This is a genomic window from Pseudomonas sp. 8BK, from assembly GCF_902506475.1.
Classification (GTDB): domain Bacteria; phylum Pseudomonadota; class Gammaproteobacteria; order Pseudomonadales; family Pseudomonadaceae; genus Aquipseudomonas; species Aquipseudomonas anguilliseptica.
Genome location: NZ_LR733252.1, coordinates 4,313,201 through 4,334,509, shown reverse-complemented (window position 1 = coordinate 4,334,509; position 21,309 = coordinate 4,313,201). Strand labels below are relative to the sequence as shown.

At 52.4% G+C, this 21,309-nt stretch carries 16 protein-coding genes; 10 read left to right on the top strand and 6 right to left on the bottom strand.

Annotated elements, in window-relative coordinates; translation table 11 throughout:
- Positions 1-54: 54 nt before the first annotated feature.
- From ACIN8IBEIGE_RS20220 to ACIN8IBEIGE_RS20205, 4 genes are all read right to left on the bottom strand, one after another.
- The gene (locus tag ACIN8IBEIGE_RS20220) at positions 55-1,647 is read right to left on the bottom strand and encodes a hypothetical protein (RefSeq protein ID WP_160016233.1); all 1,593 of its coding nucleotides are present in this window, start codon (positions 1,645-1,647) and stop codon (positions 55-57) included.
- A gap of 473 nt (positions 1,648-2,120) precedes the next feature.
- On the bottom strand, positions 2,121-3,467 hold the full coding sequence (locus ACIN8IBEIGE_RS20215; RefSeq protein WP_160016232.1) for a hypothetical protein: 1,347 nt from the start codon (positions 3,465-3,467) through the stop codon (positions 2,121-2,123).
- Positions 3,468-3,551: 84 nt separating this feature from the next.
- Positions 3,552-4,787, bottom strand: a complete 1,236-nt coding sequence (locus ACIN8IBEIGE_RS20210; RefSeq protein WP_160016231.1) for a reverse transcriptase domain-containing protein — start codon at positions 4,785-4,787, stop codon at positions 3,552-3,554.
- A 1,078-nt stretch (positions 4,788-5,865) separates the two neighbouring features.
- Entirely contained in the window at positions 5,866-6,528 is a 663-nt protein-coding gene (locus tag ACIN8IBEIGE_RS20205) for a competence protein CoiA family protein (protein WP_160016230.1), read from the bottom strand.
- A 702-nt stretch (positions 6,529-7,230) separates the two neighbouring features.
- Between ACIN8IBEIGE_RS20205 and ACIN8IBEIGE_RS20200 the strand changes: the two genes are divergently transcribed.
- The 9 genes from ACIN8IBEIGE_RS20200 to ACIN8IBEIGE_RS20160 all read left to right on the top strand — a co-directional run bounded on the left by ACIN8IBEIGE_RS20200 (position 7,231) and on the right by ACIN8IBEIGE_RS20160 (position 19,071).
- Complete coding sequence (locus tag ACIN8IBEIGE_RS20200; RefSeq protein ID WP_160016229.1) at positions 7,231-9,630, top strand: type I restriction-modification system subunit M; 2,400 nt, start codon at positions 7,231-7,233, stop codon at positions 9,628-9,630.
- The gene (locus tag ACIN8IBEIGE_RS20195) at positions 9,627-10,886 is read left to right on the top strand and encodes a restriction endonuclease subunit S (RefSeq protein WP_160016228.1); all 1,260 of its coding nucleotides are present in this window, start codon (positions 9,627-9,629) and stop codon (positions 10,884-10,886) included. The genes ACIN8IBEIGE_RS20200 and ACIN8IBEIGE_RS20195 overlap by 4 nt, the downstream gene beginning before the upstream one ends.
- Before the next feature lie 14 nt (positions 10,887-10,900).
- Positions 10,901-11,425 carry a hypothetical protein gene (locus ACIN8IBEIGE_RS20190; protein ID WP_160016227.1) on the top strand — a complete coding sequence of 175 codons (525 nt, stop codon included), beginning with the start codon at positions 10,901-10,903 and terminating at the stop codon, positions 11,423-11,425.
- Positions 11,426-11,428: 3 nt separating this feature from the next.
- Complete coding sequence (locus ACIN8IBEIGE_RS20185) at positions 11,429-12,322, top strand: Kiwa anti-phage protein KwaB-like domain-containing protein (protein ID WP_160016226.1); 894 nt, start codon at positions 11,429-11,431, stop codon at positions 12,320-12,322.
- Between the two features lie 37 nt (positions 12,323-12,359).
- Positions 12,360-15,467, top strand: coding sequence for a type I restriction endonuclease subunit R (locus ACIN8IBEIGE_RS20180; protein ID WP_160016225.1), 3,108 nt, complete (start codon positions 12,360-12,362; stop codon positions 15,465-15,467).
- Complete coding sequence (locus ACIN8IBEIGE_RS20175; protein ID WP_160016224.1) at positions 15,457-16,173, top strand: M48 family metallopeptidase; 717 nt, start codon at positions 15,457-15,459, stop codon at positions 16,171-16,173. The genes ACIN8IBEIGE_RS20180 and ACIN8IBEIGE_RS20175 overlap by 11 nt, the downstream gene beginning before the upstream one ends.
- A 190-nt stretch (positions 16,174-16,363) precedes the next feature.
- Complete coding sequence (locus ACIN8IBEIGE_RS20170) at positions 16,364-17,668, top strand: nucleotidyltransferase (protein WP_160016223.1); 1,305 nt, start codon at positions 16,364-16,366, stop codon at positions 17,666-17,668.
- Positions 17,665-18,276, top strand: coding sequence for an SLATT domain-containing protein (locus tag ACIN8IBEIGE_RS20165; protein ID WP_160016222.1), 612 nt, complete (start codon positions 17,665-17,667; stop codon positions 18,274-18,276). The genes ACIN8IBEIGE_RS20170 and ACIN8IBEIGE_RS20165 overlap by 4 nt, the downstream gene beginning before the upstream one ends.
- Positions 18,277-18,363: 87 nt before the next feature.
- Complete coding sequence (locus ACIN8IBEIGE_RS20160) at positions 18,364-19,071, top strand: abortive infection family protein (protein WP_160016221.1); 708 nt, start codon at positions 18,364-18,366, stop codon at positions 19,069-19,071.
- 394 nt (positions 19,072-19,465) lie between these two features.
- Here ACIN8IBEIGE_RS20160 and ACIN8IBEIGE_RS20155 read toward each other — a convergent pair whose 3' ends face one another.
- Positions 19,466-19,864 (bottom strand): hypothetical protein, encoded by a 399-nt coding sequence (locus ACIN8IBEIGE_RS20155; protein ID WP_256665246.1) that lies wholly within the window; start codon positions 19,862-19,864, stop codon positions 19,466-19,468.
- Positions 19,865-19,867: 3 nt separating this feature from the next.
- A complete protein-coding gene (locus ACIN8IBEIGE_RS20150; RefSeq protein ID WP_160016220.1) occupies positions 19,868-20,314 on the bottom strand; it encodes a hypothetical protein in 447 nt (148 codons plus the stop codon).
- 237 nt (positions 20,315-20,551) lie between these two features.
- On the opposite strand from ACIN8IBEIGE_RS20150, the gene ACIN8IBEIGE_RS20145 reads away from it, so the two are divergent.
- Positions 20,552-21,058, top strand: coding sequence for a helix-turn-helix domain-containing protein (locus ACIN8IBEIGE_RS20145; protein WP_160016219.1), 507 nt, complete (start codon positions 20,552-20,554; stop codon positions 21,056-21,058).
- The last annotated feature ends 251 nt before the right edge of the window (positions 21,059-21,309 follow it).

Sequence of the window (21,309 nt, the reverse complement as noted above, 5' to 3'; positions counted from 1 at the left end):
AATTGGAACAGTTAACATAACTTTATTACCGCCTTCTCTCCCTGAACGCAAACTCTATAGTTCCTTGCCGTTAAGCAACCATCCAGTCAATATGTCGATTTCCTGAATGATCAAACGATTCTTTCCAGGGAGATTGAACTTAGGTAGAAGTGTTTCGGGATCTCGGGTGGAACCAGGGGTGTACCCTAGTAGGCCTGCATATTTTGCGGCCTCGTCTCCCAGCGAATCATAAAACCGGTCAAATATCTCTTCCTCACCATTGCGAGATAGCAGTTTAAACTGCGACTTGCAGAATGCGCATATTTGTACATAAAAAGGAATAAACAGAGGGCCTGCTGAATACTTAGCCTTTTCAAGTGCCTGCTTGAAATATTTCAGCGCGCTTTCACTAGAGCCGGTTAGCATGAAGCCGCTAGCCAATGACCAGTCTTCAATCCACGATGGCCTGTTTGTTAAGTTAGTTTGCCATTCCCCATCAAAAAACTTCAGATAATCCTTTCTGTATAGAATTGCAAGAGCGTCAGGTATGGTGGTGTCGCAGGAAAGAAATTCCCCTGTTGATCTAAGTCTTGTCAAAAGCTCATGGTACGCTCCAAACGCAGCACCCAGTAAGTTCTGATCGACTACACAATCATGCAGTATTTGATCAATGCAGTCGCTGATTGGAGTGGCACTGTCTAGAGCTTTAGTCTTTGGGTATTGGGGTTGAGTGCTGGGGGCAAAGTCGCCTATCTCAGCGGCATGCATATATAGGTTGTGGGAAACAAAGGCACAAAAGGCTTTGTTGGCAAAATCCTGCTTTTCTTCCTCTACCGGCACAAGGGAGGCAAGTGGTTTGAGAAATGGATGAATAACTTCCCATTTAATTTTTCCTCCCTTACTCATTCGCTCAAATAGCTGTTTTGACTGCGTGCTAACTGGTTTTGACGTGAAGTCTAGCGTCCACAACTCATCATCAGTCAGCCTATTGTTAATAGTATTCTTACGGAGTGCGTGAAATTGATGCAGTTTGTACGGCGTTACCCCGTATTCCTTGCAGGCGTTTTCAATAAAATCGCGCAGAGGCCATCTACTTGTCTCTGTATTATTACCAAGTTTATTAATTGGCCTTGGATCCACGTCGGCAATAGCTCTGACTAGGTCGATCATTGTGCCTGCAAGAAAACCTTGGTAGGCGTCAATACAGTCTTCAGATGTCGCCGAGTACTCCCTTATGAACTCTCTGTAGTGTAGTAACGCTGACGTGTAGAGTTTTGCAGCAAGATCGGAAACTTTTGAGGTGCCGTATTTCTCATGGGTGAGAATCTCAATATAGCCTGTTAACTCCTTGAGTTCCTCATATGAGGAGTAATCCTCTTTGGCTAGATAGGACACATAGGATTGAATGGTCTTGCTCTTTTTTACTTCCTGTTTTGATTCTGGTGCGATTTGAGTCGTGACCGATACAAGCTCGTCGAGAGATCCATAGGTGCCATCTCCTCTCTTAATTGCCTCGAATGCAGATCTCAATGCTACCCGCCTAGCCTGTTCGCTGGCGGGCACATGAAATTCGACACTCTTACTATCGCTGCTCCATAGTCCCAGGCAGTCACACAGAACTTTGTTGAAGTGACCAAGCGTGGGGAATTGAAAATCAGTAGGTGACATTTTGGCTCTCGCGGAATCGAATTTCCGCCACTTTAAAGTGATTCCATGGGGTGACTAGGTATCAAAGTGTCGATGGCACTGCCGTGGGGCTCACATGCCCCAATGTGGCTTCTGCGTTGCGCTACGGGTACAGGCCTGCTTGTGATTACTGCCGATCACAAGGACTTTAAAGCTGGAGCTAAGACTGTGGACATCTGCACCTGGGTTTCGAGGAGGTTCGGTGACTTCGTGCGGCAAGCTCTCTCGAAGAGGATGGCTTGACTCCAGCGACAGTCGGTTTAGGGCGTCATTAGAGTTTGTTTGGCCGAGCACTGCCGGTTTAGTACGGCAGTGCTCGGCCAGAAGTGGACTATCAAAGCGCAGCGACTGATGACTGTTCGCCTTGCGAATAGGTTGTTCTCAATGCCTATTCGCATATTTATACGAGTTGCTCGTGGTGCACTTTCTGCAACTAAGGGTGCGATGTCTGTTTGCTAATGAGCTTCAGCTTCGTCTTCTCCCTCATAATGGTAGTCAACCAAGCTTCCTGTCACCTCACCAACCTCAAACTCCCCCAAAGCCTTTGTGCCAAGCAATAAGGTATTTTTAATCTCGACGCTAAACTCAATATCGCGGCCAGGTATATCGTCATCTTTTCTATGAGTACCACTTGCCGAGCCAGAAAAAACAACTTTAAACCCAGCATCAAACTCAATGGATTCTAAGTCACTAATCTCGATTTCATCGTATATAGTATCTGACTCTGCGATGGGCCCGGATAATTCATCGCTATGCAGTAAGTCATACTGATTTTTTTCGCAGATATCTCTACACAACTCTTCTACTTGGTCATCGGTAATTAATTTATATTCTAAGCCTTCAAAGACAGAGATGACATGATCGTATAGTAGATCCGCCTCTAGGCTCTCATTATCCGACCCTTCATCTTGAACGATACTTTCAAGACTTGAAGCAAGTTCTTTAGGGTCGTAGATAATATATATAACCTGTGATAGTTTTTCGTTGTTGAAGCTCTCGTCAAAAATTAATGACTGGAAGTCTTTATAGCCAAATATTGTTGCTACAACTTCACCTAATCCGGCCAGGGATAATTGAATACCGTCCGCTTTCAGGCTTTCCTCGATGGCAAGCATGAAGCTATAAGATGAGGGAAAACGATTTGATGCCTGTGCTGACTTTAACCTAGCACTCGCCACAGTAAATCGTTGTCTTTCGATTAGTGCATGCTGTTGTTTTTTCTCCTCGTCCAATTGAACTTGATTTGCTCGGCTTTTGGCTTCGGTCGCTGCGGCTAATGCTGCCTCAGATGCAGCCGCAGCCGCTTCAGCGTTTTCTTTAAATTTTGCGCTTCTTAATTTTAATTGTTCAATTAATTCTTTTCGTCGGTCAATATCTAATTGAACATTTTGCTCCAGAAATTTCTTATCTGGATCTGCTAGCAGCTTTTGCCTATTCAATGCTTCCTGTTGCTTAGTCTTACTCACCTCAATTAATATTGCTTGCTGGTGCAGTCGATCATTTGCAAACTTCTGCATCGATTTCAAAAATAATGACAGCCAAGGGAAAGCAAACAAAAATAGAATTGTCATAAATAAAGGAATAACAAATATCGTGTTGAACGCTATTACATCGGTTTCTTTTAGGTATTTACTGAGGGCGTCAATCCTTTCTGTAGTAGTCCCGTCGCCCCAAATTAAGATTGCCAAGTGACTCCAATTACAGATAATCCATGACCCTATGAACGCGCCGATGAAAGGGTCGTTGACCTTTGTTCTGGTATTTCCGGAGATTGACTGCAATATATCGTCGAGAAACTTCATTTCGTATGACCTGTGTTCCTATGTTCAAGATGAGTCATCACATGCCGTCAAGACACTGACGAATATGGCGACTCTGGGGACGATTCAGCCTTGGGTATCAGTGAGGAGGCGTACGCCCAATATTCTTCTTCGCGCTGCTCTGTCGGATTTGGTCAGAACAGCAATCTTCTCTGCTTCAAGCTGAACAAGCTTTTGTGAAATAAAGTCATCCAACGCGATCATGCACTGGGCACCATTGCAGAACGTGAAAGATTTTCCCCACCCTAGGATAATTTTGTCGATGCGGTAAAGGGCGGATGAGTACGAGTACTTTCCATCGCCGTCTTGGTACTGGGCGTTGTAGCGCAGGGCGTGTGACGCTGCTGCGAATTCGGCGTCTAGTTTTGCCCTGAATCGCCTACGCGTCGCTTCGCTAGGCTGAACCAGACCGGGAGAGACATTACACCCCAAGAAATCGAACCCAGTTTGGGTGGCCCCACGGGAGGCCTTTTCTTTGTCTGTCCGTGGGTCGTAAGCCTTCAGCCCGATCTTGCCCAGCTCCTTCAGCGATCTATTGAATGCTTTGTCTACATCACTAAGGCTTGCCCCGAGGAGCAGGAAGTCATCTATGTAACGAAGACATGTGATGCCGTTCGCGTTCATTGCTAGGTCGAAGTCGGCAAGGTAGATGTTGGCTATCAGCGGGGACAGTGGAGACCCTTGAGCAACACCCTCGATTCCGATTGGAAATATCGCGTCGAGCCCCTTTCGCCTGAGGTCGTCGATATTGGCCAAATCCGTTTTGATGGCTGCCTCAAAAAGCTTGAGGGTAGCCTCACAGTTAAGATGTGGTCGAAGAAGTCCAAGAACCAGGTCTTTGTTGATCTTGGTGAAAAAGCCGGGGATGTCAGACCGAACGTGGAATCGTGCACCCGCGCGCATTGCTTCCCGTGCATCCGAGATGGCCATGGCTACGCGTTTTTCGGGAATGCCGCCGTAGCTTGTGGGAGTACCCAGAACTCGCTTAACGAAGCGGACACGACGCTGCAACACGTCGAGCATGGCGCGCTGGACAACACGATTCGGGATGGGGGCCAACACCAAGGGCCTGGATTTCCCACCTGGCTTCTTCTGTGCGACGCCAGTTTGCTGGAGAAATATGAATGTCTGCTTCGATAGGGCGCGCTGAATATCTATCAAGGAGTCGGGGAGGCGACTTTCGAACTCTTCAGCCTCTCGCCTGATTTCATCGGAAGAGGAGAAGAAGGCGCTACTGCGTACCTTCCGCCAGGCACCATAGAGCGTTCGTTGGCTGCAAATATCCTTATATAGCCTACTCACAGATATTCCTTGTGTTGTTGGGCATCACCAGTTCGCTCTCACCCAACTGCTACAGGGACTCACTACCTACNGCTGCAAATATCCTTATATAGCCTACTCACAGATATTCCTTGTGTTGTTGGGCATCACCAGTTCGCTCTCACCCAACTGCTACAGGGACTCACTACCTACGGGAGACCCAGATACCAGAACGGCTATCTTGGTCGCGACCCGAACAGCTCCCTCCGAAGAGAGATCGCTGCCGTCTGGCAAACTGGGTTCACCGCCGCGTGGCGGCTCGACCAGCAAGCAAACGAAGCAGAGGGCAGCTAGAAACAGCCTGGCTGCCGCTCGCGCCGGATTGGCACGTTTTTGCATGGGCGCATCTTGGCCTCCTGGACGTGTGGGGCACGATGAATCGTACCTTTTTCGGCCCCTCGGTCAACCGCGCCTCACGCGGCTGGACAACGAGCGCCGCACTGAAAATAAAGCTGCCAACCGCCTGGTGTGCCCAATGAAAGGACAGAGATACGGTCGTTGAAGCAGCAGTCGGGCGACACTCACTACCTACGGGAGACCCAGATACCAGAACGGCTATCTTGGTCGCGACCCGAACAGCTCCCTCCGAAGAGAGATCGCTGCCGTCTGGCAAACTGGGTTCACCGCCGCGTGGCGGCTCGACCAGCAAGCAAACGAAGTATCGTCACAATAGCCATCTCGCGGGTTTCAAGCAATGAGTACCTTCTGCATATGATTGGGATTGAAATCTATGCTTAACCGAGTTTCGCTTTTGGCCCAGAGTGTGTAAAAACGCCTCGGTAAACCCTTGCTATGGGTTCCGAGAATCTCATCGCTGGGGCAACCCATGAAACGGTTTATCTGCTGTTTAATGTATGCATTCACATACATTAAACGGTGAAACTCCAATCAATGTATGGAAAGGCATACATTGACGGTACTGCGCACCGTAGCAATAGAATCGATAAGGCATGCCCTCATAAAAGCATAAGCGATTGATTTATAAGGCCTTGTGCCTGTCATGCATAATCGCTTTCATGGACTCTTGTCCCTTCAGCGTGAATCTGGCTGATTCGGGCACTTACAGGCCGATGCCACCGGACTTCGGCTTAGAGCAAAGAGGCGCCGATTTGAGCTTCGGGGTACGGCCCACGGTAATGGCACCATGGCATTCCGCCGAATAGGTCAGATTATAAATCCCGCTCTTCAAACCAAAGTGGGGATGCTTGCCTTGCTCGATGTCGATCCAGAGTGAAGCCGTGCGCTTGTGTCCTGGGAAGGCGTGCGAGAAGAAGAATATCCAGCCGTTGTCAGACCGCTTGGGGTGCTTAAGGCGATAGTCATCGAACTGGAATCGTTCAAAGGCCTTGGCGTTGAAAATCACTACTGGTTTGAGGCCGCGCTGAGCGGATGCGTCGATGAACGCCTTGAGTGCAATCAGATCCAGTTTGTGAGCAAGCATCAGGGAGAGCCGCTTTTCGGGATGGATTCCATCAAAATCGACTCCGCTTACGCTGGTCTCCATCTCCCATTCACCCGAAGCATGATAGTGACGTATCCAGCCGTACTGCCAGAAGGTCGCCGTCTTTCGATAGCTGCAAGCCTGACCAGGCTTATGGCTCCAATGCCACTCGTAGATATCGCCCAGCTTGGGAGTCAGCGGCTCGTTGCAGCTTGGGCAATAGCCGCTCTCATCTCGGGTTGCAGGTATGCGCCTGCCGTCAGTGTTGCGTGCTAGATACATCCGGGCAATCTATCCCTGAGCCGAGTAACAACTTCAATCTAACATCAGTGTGGGCCATAGCCCAAAGCCCCATCGCCTCCCTTTCTGCTGGTGCCAACCGGCTCGAATAATATTTTTCAACTGCCTGGTGACACGCCAAAAGGTGTGCATTGCCGCTAATCTCAGTTCCTAGTACTGGAGCTGAGGAAATTTTCGCGCGTGGTCGTGACACGCGGAAAGTGGCCATTAAATGGGTGTCCCTTAAATCAAGCGGGACACCTCAAATGCGCAATCTAGTGAAAGAGATTTTCCTGTCCGTTGTATGTGGCCTAGCAGGCAACCTGTTGTTCCAGTGGATCGAGGTAGACCGCAGTCCAGCGGCTCCGTCTTTCCACCACTACTCCATTGTGATGCCTGACCAACCTCTAGTTGCTGTGCTCAGGAGTAACAGGGAGCGACCTGTAGCAGCCGAACGGGCATGGTCGTTCTGACTTAGCCACGGTTGGTGGCCAAGGGAGAGTGGTTCGCAGCGTTGCTGCTCGTATTGGCCACCATAACATCCCTGCGCCTCAGGCCCGCTCTGTAAAAGCCTACGTGGGGGCTGTCCCAAGATGAGGCCTGATCTGCATTTCTGATACTCTCGCCCCATCCTTTCGGCAGGGACGCGGACGGGGCCTTGCCCGCTGCTACCTGCCATATACGTAATGCAAGGTAGTACGCCCGATGGCCATCAAGAAATCCGAACTCTACTCATCCCTGTGGAAATCCTGCGACGAGCTCCGTGGCGGAATGGATGCCTCGCAGTACAAGGACTACGTCCTGGTGCTGTTGTTCGTGAAGTACGTTTCGGACAAATACGCAGGCGATCCCAACTCGCTGATCGAGGTGCCGGAAGGCGGCAGCTTCGCCGATATGGTGGCGCTCAAGGGCGACAAGGAGATCGGCGACAAGATCAACCAGATCATCGCCCGCCTGGCCGAGGCCAACAACCTTACCGGCGTCATCGACGTGGCAGACTTTAACGACCAGGAGAAGCTCGGCAAGGGTAAGGAGATGGTCGACCGCCTGTCCAACCTAGTTAGCATCTTCAATACGCCAGGGTTGGATTTCCGCAGCAACCGCGCCCAGGGCGACGACATCCTTGGCGATGCCTACGAATACCTGATGCGCCACTTCGCCACCGAGTCCGGCAAGAGCAAGGGGCAGTTCTATACCCCTGCCGAAGTGTCGCGAATCATGGCTCAGGTCATAGGATTGGCCGGTGCCACCGACAGCAAGCAGAGCATTTACGACCCAACCTGCGGCTCCGGCTCGCTGCTGCTCAAAGCTCACGATGAAGCCAAGAGTACCACCGGCCTCGACTTGGCCATTTACGGCCAGGAGATGGACAACGCCACCAGCGCGTTGGCCAAGATGAACATGATCCTGCACGACTGCCCCACGGCAGAAATCTGGAAGGACAACACCCTGTCTGCCCCACATTTCAAAGACCCGATGGGTAACCTCAAGCTGTTCGACTTCATCGTCGCCAACCCGCCGTTCTCCACCAAGGCCTGGAGCAATGGTTTCAATCCAGCCGAAGACGATTACAACCGCTTCAGCTACGGCACTCCACCAGACAAAAACGGTGACTATGCCTTCCTCCTACACATGCTCACCTCGCTGAAGAGCACCGGCAAGGCGGCGGTGATTCTGCCCCACGGCGTGTTGTTCCGTGGTGGTGCTGAAGGTGTGATCCGCAAACGCATCCTCCAGCAGGGCTATATCAAGGCCATTATCGGCCTGCCGGCCAACCTGTTTTTCGGCACCGGCATTCCCGCCTGCATCATCATTCTCGACAAAGCCGGCAGTGCCGGGCGCAAGGGGCTGTTCCTGATCGACGCCAGCAAGGGTTTTATCAAGGACGGCAACAAGAACCGCCTGCGCGAGCAGGACATCCACAAGATCGTCGATGCCTGCACCCAGCAGCGCGAATTGCCCAAATTCTCACGTCTGGTGCCACTGGCCGAGATTGAGGCCAACGATTTCAACCTGAATATCCCGCGCTATATCGACACCAGCGAAGCGGAAGACCTGCAAGATATCGACGCCCACCTGCACGGCGGCATCCCCGAACGCGATGTGGATGCCCTGCAAGCCTACTGGGATGTAATGCCTAACCTGCGCAGTGCGCTGTTCGCCCCGCAGCGCCCCGGCTACCTGCAACTCAAGGTGCCGCAGGCGGATATCAAGCCCAGCATCTTTGCCCACCCCGAGTTCACCGCCTTTAACCAGACCATCAGCGGCCTGTTCGATGCCTGGCGTAATGAGCACCACCCACGCCTGCAAGGCATCGCCATTGGCGACCGGCCCAAGGCACTGCTCAATGCCATGGCCGAAGACTTGCTGCATCGCTTCGAGGCCGCGCCGCTGTTGGATGCCTACGACGTCTACCAGCACCTCCAGGACTACTGGTACGCCACCATGCAGGACGATGTGTACCAACTAGTGATCGATGGCTGGCAAGCGCTGATCGCCAGCGGCCCGAGCAAAGGCGATCCGAACACCGACCTGCTTCCGCCTGAGCTAATCGTGCGCCGCTACTACGTCGCCGAAGCAGCCGCCATCTCCGAGCTGGAAGCCAAGCGCGACGCCATCAGCCGCGAGCTGGAAGAACTGGACGAGGAACAGGGCGGCGAAGATGGCCCGCTCGCCGAAGGCAAAACCGACAAGGGCAAGCTCACCGCCGCCAGCGTCAAGGCTCGCCTGAAAGCCATCAAGCACGACCGCAATGCCGATGAAGAGCGTCAGGCGTTGGAGCAATGCCTAGCACTGATCGAGCGCGAAGCCGAGGCAAGTAAGAAGATCAAAACCGAGCAAAAGGCCATGGATGCCAAGGTGCAGGCCCACTATGCCCAGCTCAGCGAAGATGAGCTGATAACCCTGGTGGTAGACGATAAGTGGCTGGCCACCCTGCAAGCCGATGTCCAGACCGAGCTGGATCGGGTATCCCAGGCCATTAGTGGACGTATTCGCCAACTGGCCGAACGCTATGCCACGCCGCTGCCGGCGCTGAATGCCGAAGTGGAAGCATTGGCGGCCAAGGTTAACGCGCATCTGGCGAAGATGGGGTTCGCGGTATGAGTGCGGAGGTAAAACCGGGCTATAAGCAGACTGAGGCAGGGGTGATTCCTGAGGATTGGGATGCAAAAGTTATTGGGCACGATATTGATCTACTAACTGGCTTTCCTTTTCCCAGCTCAGGATATTCAGATTCAGGGATACGCCTACTTCGCGGCTCTAACGTAAAGCGGGGTAAGACGGTCTGGACGGATGACATCACTCAGTATTGGCCATCAGTCACGCCGGAAATCTCACGTTATGAATTGAGAGATGGTGATTTGGTCATAGCTATGGACGGCTCACTTGTTGGCCGTAGCTCCGCCCAGCTAACGAGCGAAGACTTGCCGGCACTGCTTCTTCAACGTGTCGCTCGAATTCGCTCTAGTAAGACATATGATGTGGGTTATCTGGCGGCATTTGTTAAGAGTGATTGGTTCATCAAGCATTCCGACGCAGTGAAGACAGTAACGGCTATCCCACATATCAGTCCCGCTGATATTCGCACCTTCATGATCCCTGCCCCACCGACAATAAATGAACAACGTGCCATCGCTATCGCTCTGTCAGATATGGAAACCCTAATCAACGGCCTGGATCAACTAATCGCCAAAAAACGCGACATCCAGCAAGCCGCCATGCAACAACTACTCACCGGCCAACGCCGCCTGCCGGGGTTTAGTGGGGAGTGGGGGGTTAAGCGACTGGGCGAAATTGGCACGTTTATGAAAGGCAGTGGAGTCACCCGCGATCAATCGAGCAGCGGGCTGCTACCTTGCGTGCGATACGGAGAAATTTACACAGCACATCACAATCTTGTCCGAGCTTTCCAATCGTTGATTTCAAAAGAGGTAGCAGCTAGTGCCACCCTTTTGAAAATGGGTGATCTCTTGTTCGCAGGATCAGGGGAAACCAAAGCCGAGATCGGGAAGTGTGTCGCTTTTGTAAATAACTTCGAAGCATATGCAGGCGGAGATATAGTGATTCTGCGCCCAATTAGCTCCGACTCAACTTTCCTTGGTTACGCTTTGAACACACAGGAAATATGCCGGCAAAAAGCGAGTAGGGGGCAAGGAGATGCTGTTGTCCATATCAGTGCCAATGCACTGAGCACGGTCGAAATCAAACTGCCACCCAAGGATGAGCAGACCGCCATAGCCACCATCCTGACCGAAATGGACACCGAACTCGCCACCCTCGAAGCCCGTCGCGAAAAAGCCCATCAGCTCAAGCAGGGTATGATGCAGGAACTCTTAACCGGTCGAATTCGACTTGCCTGATAGAGGGTGCAGGGATGCTGAATCAGTTCGCTAAAGGATTACTGGTAGCCACATCCATGGCCCCCATTCTCGGTGCTGTGGCAGTCAATCAGATTGCCCAGGATCAGCCATACAGCACCTGGGCTCCTTGGCTAGCTGTTGCAATCCTTTTAGGTCTAATTTGCTGGCTGATGCTGCTGTTGGTTACCCGAAGGGGCGAGCAGCATCGCCTGACAGTGCGGGAGTTCGAAAATAGCGACAAAGAAATCGTCGTGTTTCTACTCACCTATCTGCTGCCATTCCTTGCAACAGATAAGCTCGACTTCACTGGTGAGTGGATTACTGGCGTCTACATCTTCGCGGTCATCTTCTTCACGGTGGCCCACGCCGGTGCCTTTCATTTCAATCCAGTCATGGGCCTACTGGGCTACCACTTCTATGCGGTCAAGGATGACTCGGGAGCCTCCTGCCTGCTGATCAGTAAAAAAATAGTCCGCCGCCCAGGCGAAGCACTCAATGTTGTTGAGCTGACCGATGGAATCTATCTGCAAAGGACATAACGAATGCTTGAACACTTGCACCTCGTAGCTCTGCTGAAAGAACGCAAACAGCTCACCCTGCGCCGCATTCCATTGGTAGCTGAGCTACAAGAGCTGCTTGCTGAGAAATGGCAGCGCCAGATGGATGATTTCCTGCTTGAGGCTCAGGAGGTTGACTTCGACCCTGGCTATACACCGGAGGCACACGAGCGGTTCCGCTTAGAAGACTTCGCCCTTCCTGAGGTGGTGGCCGCTGAGCACTCAGGCAGTGTTCGCCATCTCGATCCGATAGATATGCAGGGAGCAGAGCCCTCGCAAATCAAAGCCATCCTTGGCTTCGCGCGGCAGGATGATGGCAATGAAGTTTTGCTGATTCAGAGCTTCAGCAAATCGCACATCATCAACCCAGGCCAATTCCTGTTCTTCAATAGAAACAACTTCGAAAGCTCGGAAACACCGGCCCTTTCTCTTAGTGATCAACTGACCGCCGTCTATTACCCAGCGCAACAAAAACTGCTGTTCAAGAACTACCGAGCAGCCAATGCCATTTTCAACCTCGTTGACTTCTATAAGGAAGCCACCGAGGAGGACATCAAGGCCATTTTGGGTCACGAAAAGCTTGCCCCTGTTAACGTCGATGCGCTGGCCAAAGGCGCAAGCCAATGGTTCTGCAAGCGGTTCGCATTGCTTAAAGACTCGGAAATCCTTGATAAATACACGGTCGCTCAGATTATTCAGCACTCCAATGGCTACGATCTCGACATACAGATCGACCTTGCCGCCGGGCAAGAGCGCATCGTATTCCCCGCAGAAAAGGCACCGGCCAAGAAGCTGCTTCAGTTCCTTAATGAAGAGCTTTTCATAGGCGCTATCACCGAGCAGTTATTTGAGACCAACTCGAAGCGCGTTGCGGATTAATTGCGCTAACTCTCGCTAGTTAAAGGAAGCGGCCTCAATGAGCACCGTCGGTCAGATCGAAAAGAAGACCCAGCAACGCGTGGTCAACCTGTTCCAACAGCAGTTGGGCTATGAGCACCTCGGCGACTGGGCCGAACGCCCGAATAACACCAATATCGAGCCGGAGATGTTGCGTAGCTGGCTGCTTGCGCAGGGCGTGGAGGCCAATCTGGCCAGCCGAGCTATCTTCGAACTGAACAAGGCTGCCAATGACGCCAGCAAGGGCCTGTATGACCGCAACAAGGCGGTGTACGAGCTGCTGCGCTACGGGGTGAAGATCAAGCCCGAGGTCGGTGAAAACACCCAGACGGTTTGGCTGATCGACTGGAAGCAGCCTGAGCGAAACGACTTCGCGATTGCCGAGGAAGTCACCATCAAGGGCGCTGATGCCAAAGCCAATACCAAGCGCCCGGATATCGTGCTCTATGTAAATGGCATTGCCATGGGCGTAGTGGAACTCAAGCGCTCCAAGGTCGCGGTGAACGAAGGTATCCGGCAGAACCTGGATAACCAGAAGGCTGAATTTATCCAGCCGTTCTTTTCCACCATGCAGTACGTGATGGCCGGCAACGATACCCAGGGTCTGCGCTACGGCACCATCCAGACGGGAGAGAAGTACTACCTGACCTGGAAAGAGGAAAACGCAGACTTCTCCGCTGTCGATAATCTGCTGGATCGGCACCTGTTGCAGCTGTGCAACAAGACGCGCTTTCTGGAGCTGATACACGACTACATTGTGTTCGACAGCGGGGTGAAAAAGCTCTGCCGGCATAACCAGTATTTCGGCATCCGCGAGGCGCAGCGCTACCTGCGTCGGCGCGAGGGCGGGATCATCTGGCATACCCAAGGCTCGGGTAAATCCCTGACCATGGTCTGGCTGACCAAATGGATTCGAGAAAACATTCAGGACTCGCGAGTGCTGATCATTACCGACCGCACCGAGCTGGATGAGCAGATCGAGAAGGTGTTTACCGGCGTTAACGAGCAGATCGTGCGTACCACCAGCGGTGCTGATCTGATCGACAAACTCAACCAGCCTTCACCCTGGCTGCTGTGTTCACTGATCCACAAGTTTGGTGCTCGTGAAGATGCCGACGTGGAAGGTTTTGTGGAAGAACTACGCAAAAGCCTACCGCCAGACTTCCGCGCCAAGGGCGATCTCTATGTGTTCGTCGATGAGTGCCACCGCACCCAGTCCGGCGAACTGCACAAAGCCATGAAGATGATCCTGCCCAATGCGGTATTTATCGGCTTCACCGGCACTCCGCTGCTCAAGGCCGATAAACAGAAGAGCATTGAGGTGTTTGGCCGCTACATCCACACCTACAAATTCAATGAAGCCGTAGCCGATGGCGTGGTGCTCGACCTGCGCTACGAGGCCCGCGACATTGACCAGAACATCACGTCACAGAAGAAGATCGATCAGTGGTTTGAGGCCAAAACCAAAGGCCTGAACGACCTGGCCAAGGCTCAGCTTAAGCAGCGCTGGGGCACCTTGCAGAAGGTACTGTCGAGCCAGTCGCGGCTGGAGAAAATCGTCGCCGACATCCTGCTGGATATGGCCACCAAGCAGCGCCTGGCCGATGGACGAGGCAATGCCATGCTGGTAACCAGCAGTATCTTCGAAGCCTGTAAGTGCTACGAGCTATTCAGCAAAGCGGGCATGGGTGACAAGTGCGCCATCGTCACCAGCTACAAACCATCGCCTGCCGACATCAAAGGCGAGGCCACCGGTGAAGGGCTGACCGAGAAGCTGCGTCAGTACGCCATCTACAACCAGATGCTGGGCGACAAAGACCCAGAGACCTTCGAAAAAGAGGTCAAGCAAACGTTCATCAAAGATCCAGGGCAGATGCGCCTGCTCATAGTGGTGGACAAGCTGCTGACTGGCTTCGACGCGCCTTCAGCGACCTACCTCTACATCGACAAGCAGATGCGCGACCACGGCCTGTTCCAGGCCATCTGCCGGGTCAACCGCCTCGATGGAGAGGACAAACAGTACGGTTACATCATCGACTACAAAGACTTATTCAAGCAGTTGGAAGGCGCCATTGGCGACTACACCAGCGGCGCGCTGGACGGCTACGATGAGGCCGATGTGGCCGGTCTATTAGGCGACCGTCTAAGCAAGGCAGAAGAAGATCTCGAAGATGCCCGCGAGGCGATCAAAGCGCTTTGCGAGCCTGTAGAGCAACCGAAAAATACCCCAGCTTATCTGCGCTTCTTCTGTGGCACCGACTCAGGCAACGCCGAGCAGCTCAAGGCTAATGAGCCCAAGCGCCTGAACCTGTACAAAATGACCTCGGCGCTGATCCGCTGCTTCGGCAATATAGCCAACGAGCTGGAAGAGGCGGGCTACAGCAGCAAGGAAATTGCCGAGATCCAGGCCGAGGTCGATCATTTCGCCAAGGTACGCGATGAAGTGAAGCTCGCCAGCGGCGACTACATCGACCTCAAGGCCTATGAGCCGGACATGCGCTTTTTGATCGACACCTACATCCGCGCTGAAGATAGCGAGAAGATTTCCGCTTTCGACGATATGTCGCTGATTGAGCTGATCGTCGAGCGCGGCGTGGGTGCTATCGACGCTCTGCCCAAGGGTATCCGCGAAAGCCAGGAGGCTGTGGCCGAAACCATCGAGAACAACGTGCGCAAGTTGATCATCGACGAATCACCGATCAACCCGAAGTACTACGAGACCATGTCCTCTCTGCTCGATGCCCTGATCGCCAAGCGCAAGGAAGACGCCATCAGCTACCAGCAATACCTGGCCGAGGTTGTGGAGCTGACCAAACAAGCGAAGAACCCCACCAGCGCCAACAGCTACCCTGGCTCGATCAACAGCAATGCCCGTAAGGCGCTGTATGACAACCTTGGGCAGAACGCTGGCCTAGCTTTGGCTGTAGACGCCGCCGTGCTGGATAGCAGGCAGGACGACTGGCGCGGCAATGCCATGAAGATCAAACGTGTTCGCCTTGCGATCAAGAACGTGCTGGATCAATGGGGTAAAGACTCCGCCGAATCGCAGGCAAGCTACTCGGCAGGACAAGACAACGAGCGGCTGGAGGCCTTGCTGGAACTGGTCAAGCATCAGCATGAATACTGAGTCGCGCAATATCACGGTCAGCGGTTTGACCGTGGAGGTCGTGCGCAAGCCGATCAAAAACCTGCACCTTGGCGTTTATCCGCCGCAGGGCCGTGTGCGTGTGGCAGCTCCGTTGGCGGTAGATGACGAAGCTGTGCGCCTGGCAGTGGTCGGTAAGCTTGGCTGGATCAAACGCCAGCGCGCGAAGTTCCAGGCCCAGCCCAGGCAATCCCTGCGACGCATGGTCAGTGGTGAAAGCCATTACTTTCTGGGTCGTCGCTACCGCCTGCGCGTTCACGAAACCACTGGTGCGTTACGCATCGCCCTGCGCGGCACAGCCACCATGGATCTGTTTGTGCGCCCTGACACCACAGTCGAACGCCGCGAACAGGTGCTGCACGACTTCTACCGGGCCGAGCTGAAACGTCTGCTGCCAGAGCTGCTGGAGAAATGGCAGCCGAAGTTAGGGGTTGAAGCGCGGGCCTGGGGCATCAAGCGGATGAAGACCAAGTGGGGCACCTGCAACATCGAAGCCCGGCGCATATGGCTCAACCTGGAGCTGGCCAAGAAGCCCGTGCAATGCCTGGAATACATCCTCGTGCACGAGCTGGCCCACCTGCATGAGCGGCATCACAACGAGCGTTTCACAGGTCTGCTTGATCAGCATCTGCCGCAATGGCGAACGCTGCGAGAGGAGCTGAATAGTTCAGTGCTGACAGAGTTTTAAGTCCTGACACATCGATCCAGTCATGGCCGACTCTTCTCACTCGATTGACCTCTCCGTATCGCGCCTCTGCGCCCCAATTTGAGATCGCAAAACCCCTTGGCTTATCGATAGATCGCCGTGACGGCCTTCGGCTACTATGCGGAAAGCTGTGAGGCAGGCTGTTTGGGAATATCACGTGCAAGGGATCACGATGTCGACGTCAACGATTTTCAGAGAGTTCTTAGGCAATCTGCGCATCACTAACCACGCCACCATTGAAGACCGATATACAGAGATAACACGGTCACTGAATAAGTATTTCCGGGATTTTGATTCAACAAGCAACAACCTTCAGGTTGGCTCTTATGGGCGCTGGACTGCTATCGAAGGCGTTTCAGACCTGGACATGCTCTATATCATGCCCGACAGCGCGTGGGAGTCCTACAACAAGGATGGGGGGCAGTCAGCGCTGTTGTCAGACGCCCGCGATGCAATTCTAAAGCGCTATCCCGCCACCAAGATCACCGTGGATCGCCTGGTGGTATGTGTCACGTTCCACAATTTCAACGTTGAGGTTCAGCCGGTCTTCAGGCAGGGCGACGGCAGCTTCATATACCCCGACACCTATAATGGTGGCGCTTGGAAAATCACCAAGCCCAAGGATGAAATCGAGGCTACCAAGACGGTTGATGATGACCAAAATGGGAACCTGCGGCGACTGTGCAAAATGCTTCGTGCATGGAAGAACAAGCACGGCATTGGTATCGGCGGTCTGCTAATCGATACCCTGGCGCATAATTTCCTCACGTCGACTGATGCTTATGCCAATGCAAGCTTCGGCTCATACGACTGCATGGTTAGGGATTTCTTCGAATACGCCAAGAACCTTCCCCAGCAAGACCGGTACGCAGCCCTGGGTAGCCGTCAGCATGTGAAGGTCAAACAGAAATTCCAAAAGCCTGCTAAGCGCGCTTATGAACTCTGCGTCAAAGCCATCGAGGCGCAGGGAGAGGAGTATGAGGGCGACCGCTGGAAGAAGATTTTTGGGCGCAGCTTTCCTTCAACCCGTACAACCAAGCGCAGCGCCACGGAGTCTTTGGGTTCTGCCTATAGCTTCAGGAACACAGAGCAGTTCATCGAGGATTTGTATCCTGTTGATATTCGCTTTCCTCTGTCGGTCGATTGCGATGTTGAGCAGGACGGCTTCAGGGAGCGTCTGCTCAGTGAGCTGATTCAGCTTGGCCTACCGTTACGGGCACGCAAGACCCTCAAATTCAGGGTTATCCATAACGGTGTTCCTAGACCCTACAGTGTGAAGTGGAAAGTGCTGAACACCGGGGATGAGGCTGAAAGGCGCGACTGTATTCGCGGCAACATTGTGAGCGATTCAGGGCATGAGTCCATCCAAGAGGCCACGAACTTCAAAGGTGAGCACATGGTCGAGTGCTATATCATCAAGGATGGGGTGGTTGTAGCCCGCAGCCCAATTCCAGTACCGATTAGTGAGAACACATGAGCCAGGCCGCACTACTCAAGAACATTGCCGAGACAGGCTACAACGTTGGCTTTGGTGGTCGAAAGCACTGGGCCACCTATGACATCGTGGAGAAAGTCCCAGGCTTCATTGGCTTCTTGGGAACAGCCGTAGGTATTTTTGCTTTGGTATACGACTCGCTTTCTGCGAAAAATATATCCGCAACTATGGCTGTGATTGGGATTGTTGGCATCTATATCTCTGTATATGACTCCAAAAAGTCCGAATATGAAAAGTCTGCCGTAGAACTCACTCAGATATATAACGGCCTGAGAGACCTCTATCGGAAGGTGCAGTCACTTCCGGCTGATGCGGACTTTACTGCATACCAGAGTGAGCTTTCTGGCTTAGAGGCGCGCTACTATAATGCGTCTATTAGTAAGCAAATTCTTTTTAGCGACTGGTATGCGCATTACAAGTTCTTTTGGCAATACCAGATTGATTGGGTTAATGAGCAGAAGCATTTTTCGTTGGTCAGGGATAAGGTTCCGCTGACTGCATGGCTGGCTCTGGCGGCATTGCTGATATTTGCCGGTGCTTCTTTTATTTCGCGCATAGATACCATTAAGGCTTGCCTCGGGATAGTTTGACCGTCGAGCAGGATTCGGATTCCTCTGGCTGCTGTTTGTCGTTCCGGTGAGTAAATTTTAGTTGGTGGCACAGCAGGAGTAGGCGAAATGACTATGGATGTATTGCTACATGAGGTGCTCCGCAAGATTCATTCGGGAGCTAAGTCCTTCGAGCCAGATAGTTCCTCATCCGACGATATTAAAAGCTTCCAGAGCCTTGCCAAGACAATAGTTCATGCCCACAGTCTAGGTTACATAGAGCAAATGATATCCAGAAAGGAGCACTATTCTGGTAATGGGTATTATGCCGTCATACTTGTGAGAGGAGGGCTCACCTACAAGGGCGAGCAACTTTTACAGCAGTTCTCAGGTAAGCCAACGCCAGTGGATGAGTCTTTGGCTGACCTATTTGGGAGAATCCCAAGCCATAGCATTCGAGAGAAGTGGGACAAAGCTCTCCATCGACGAATTACAGACCCAAGCGGCGCTATTACTGCTGCAAGAGCCCTGCTTGAGTCGACGCTGAAGTGGATCATTGAGCAGCGCGGCGGGAAACCGACTGATAGTAATAAAGCGCTTTTCAGCAAGGCCATTGATGCTCTTGGGTTAGAGGTAAAAGGAAAGCCCATTGAAAAAACTATCGAGGGTTTGAGCTCGCTCATCTGGGGCATAGGTGATATGAGAAACAAGCATGGTGATGCACATGGAGCAGCATCGGACGCTATCCCTCCGACAAAATATGAAGCTGGATTGTGTGTAAACCTGGCCGGCTCAGTGGCTTTGTACCTTCTGGAAGAATTCGAAGCCGGTGCATGATCCTTGTTGATAGGCCGAAGGTTGGTCAGGAAGAGGGATTAGTGCAGTAGGCGTAGGGGTAAGCGAAGTTTGGCTTGCCCAGAAGACTTGAACTGCATCAGCGAATACCAGCCATATGTCCGCTCAAACGTCACGGTAACGTAGAAGCTGCCGCTCGTTGTGTGTAGTACCCAGAATCTCCCTTCGCAGTAAAGGTGTATTACATCTGATGTTCGATTTGTAGCTCCCTCCCTGAAGCGCTTTCGTGAGCCTTGGTGGCTAAAAACGCAACCTATGCCAGATCTGGTGCAGATGTATGTGTCTATTAGGTATCCGGTTACAGGCCATGAAAATTGGGTGTTCTGCGCTTTTATCAGGCGTATCTTAGTTCGTCGCGATAATACAGTAACTGGCATCAAAAAATATGCCCAATAACTTCTAGGGCCGCTCTTTTTCTCACGCCATTACCAACGAGTATGTAAATCGAATTTAGCGTCTTAAATATGAAGCCGTCTTCGAATTTATGAAGGAAGCTTGTGCGTACGAAGTCGCCGACATCCCATCGACGACTGCTATCGTAGATCACGGTATCTGCGTAGATAACTGTGGGCTTTCGATTTGTTCTGGCTAGCTCTTCGAATTGTGCAGGTGTGACATCTAAGTCTATCCATCGCCAATCAGTAACGATGCAGTATTCAGCGTATGGGTAGCGCTCACGGACAATCCGCACAGCCTCATCCTGATCGACCTTGGATCCAGACATTGGTATTCCATCGCCGTAGAGCAGATCGGTTATCTCATGCAATTCTTTCATCGCTTAGCCCCCGTAATAGCGGCGCTCCGCAGATTCGGCGGTATAGAGCACTACATTAGACCCCACCTGAACTTGACTGGACATGATCTTGGAAGGGCCGCCGAATTGATAGCAACCAAACTTGGTATGTACGAGGTGTAATAACTCGCCGCGTTTAGTTCGCTCTTCGATGAATTTCAGAACATCCGCGACGGCAATTCCTTTGTTGTCGGGAAAGTTGCAGCTAACGACCGCCTGGAAGCTTCGGATATAAAGCCCTTCGCCAGGGGCATTAAGGGCTCGCTTGATGATCTCTGGATCATTTGTAGCGATAGTGTTTACAACGCCATTGGTTTCGACACTGGCCAGCGTAATGCTCATCCAGCGTTCGCTACCTTTTTTGTTAAGGCACCAGAGCCCTGCGCTTTCTGACTTGAACTCAAAGTCTACATGTCCGGCTTGAGCAGTCATGGTGTTCCTCCGCTTCAAATATCTATTCAGTTTCTATTTCGTCCGGCAGGCAGATCGGAATCACTGGCGCAGGAGTAGTGATTGGGCATTGTTCATGTTGGGCTCGGCTGCCTTGGGCTTGGAATCCCGCTAGATGTCATGACGGCTGTTGCCAGGCGTCGATAATTTCAAATGGCATTTATTGACGGAGTTCTCTGATATGATCAGTGCCACATCATTATCGTAAGCGGTAACGATGTGGCACGTCAAAGCTGGTCTGATGCTCAGATTTGGGCTCAAAGAAAAATGCCGTACGAAAAGGTTTTGGGGCGGGTGCTTCGAGACATTCGATTGCAGGCCGGTATTACGCGCAGCGAATGCGTTGAAGTCCTCACCATCGCGAATTTGAGTCAGGTCGAAAACGGCTTGGCGGCAATCAGAGTCGACACCCTGGTTGGCCTTTGTGAGGTGCTGGGGGTGGCGCTAGCCGATGTGGTTCTGGTTGTTGAGGCGCGCCTGTCTGGCCTGAGAGTTGAAGAACAGCTTGCAGTAAGAAATGAGAGGATTGGGGTGTTGCTGGAAGCTGGCAGACTTGAACCGGTTGCTGAAGAATATGTAATTCGAGGGGTCAAGGGGCAGAGGGCCGATAGCACACGTGACGCCGTGATTCGCCTGCAAGGTGAGGGGCTGAGCAAGGAAGAGATTGCTCGGAAGCTGGGTGTGGGCCGTCGAACGGTTTATCGGTATTGGTTGAAGGGCGGGTAAGGGTGAGCTATTCGTGCGGGTAGCGCAGAAATCACTTCTAGGTTGCGCAGTTTCACTGGTGCTCGACACTCCCCGAGCGTAGGGGCAGGCCCTAGAGTGCCTGCCCTGTCTGTGGGCACTCCTTCTTCGTGCGCTGATTCGTCTGCAAAGGTAAGATATGGAGCGCTCCTGTTTGGGGGGGCGAAATCTGAGAGCAAGGCTTTCCGGATCAATGTATCCCTGGTTTCGGCTCCTTTACAGAAATAGCTATT

Coding starts and splice junctions, on each gene's coding strand:
- ACIN8IBEIGE_RS20175 (WP_160016224.1), top strand. CDS start 15,457: ATGAATACTGAGTCGCGCAATATCACGGTCAGCGGTTTGACCGTGGAG.
- ACIN8IBEIGE_RS20215 (WP_160016232.1), bottom strand. CDS start 3,467: ATGAAGTTTCTCGACGATATATTGCAGTCAATCTCCGGAAATACCAGA.
- ACIN8IBEIGE_RS20165 (WP_160016222.1), top strand. CDS start 17,665: ATGAGCCAGGCCGCACTACTCAAGAACATTGCCGAGACAGGCTACAAC.
- ACIN8IBEIGE_RS20205 (WP_160016230.1), bottom strand. CDS start 6,528: ATGTATCTAGCACGCAACACTGACGGCAGGCGCATACCTGCAACCCGA.
- ACIN8IBEIGE_RS20185 (WP_160016226.1), top strand. CDS start 11,429: ATGCTTGAACACTTGCACCTCGTAGCTCTGCTGAAAGAACGCAAACAG.
- ACIN8IBEIGE_RS20195 (WP_160016228.1), top strand. CDS start 9,627: ATGAGTGCGGAGGTAAAACCGGGCTATAAGCAGACTGAGGCAGGGGTG.
- ACIN8IBEIGE_RS20150 (WP_160016220.1), bottom strand. CDS start 20,314: ATGACTGCTCAAGCCGGACATGTAGACTTTGAGTTCAAGTCAGAAAGC.
- ACIN8IBEIGE_RS20190 (WP_160016227.1), top strand. CDS start 10,901: ATGCTGAATCAGTTCGCTAAAGGATTACTGGTAGCCACATCCATGGCC.
- ACIN8IBEIGE_RS20180 (WP_160016225.1), top strand. CDS start 12,360: ATGAGCACCGTCGGTCAGATCGAAAAGAAGACCCAGCAACGCGTGGTC.
- ACIN8IBEIGE_RS20170 (WP_160016223.1), top strand. CDS start 16,364: ATGTCGACGTCAACGATTTTCAGAGAGTTCTTAGGCAATCTGCGCATC.
- ACIN8IBEIGE_RS20160 (WP_160016221.1), top strand. CDS start 18,364: ATGACTATGGATGTATTGCTACATGAGGTGCTCCGCAAGATTCATTCG.
- ACIN8IBEIGE_RS20200 (WP_160016229.1), top strand. CDS start 7,231: ATGGCCATCAAGAAATCCGAACTCTACTCATCCCTGTGGAAATCCTGC.
- ACIN8IBEIGE_RS20220 (WP_160016233.1), bottom strand. CDS start 1,647: ATGTCACCTACTGATTTTCAATTCCCCACGCTTGGTCACTTCAACAAA.
- ACIN8IBEIGE_RS20155 (WP_256665246.1), bottom strand. CDS start 19,864: ATGAAAGAATTGCATGAGATAACCGATCTGCTCTACGGCGATGGAATA.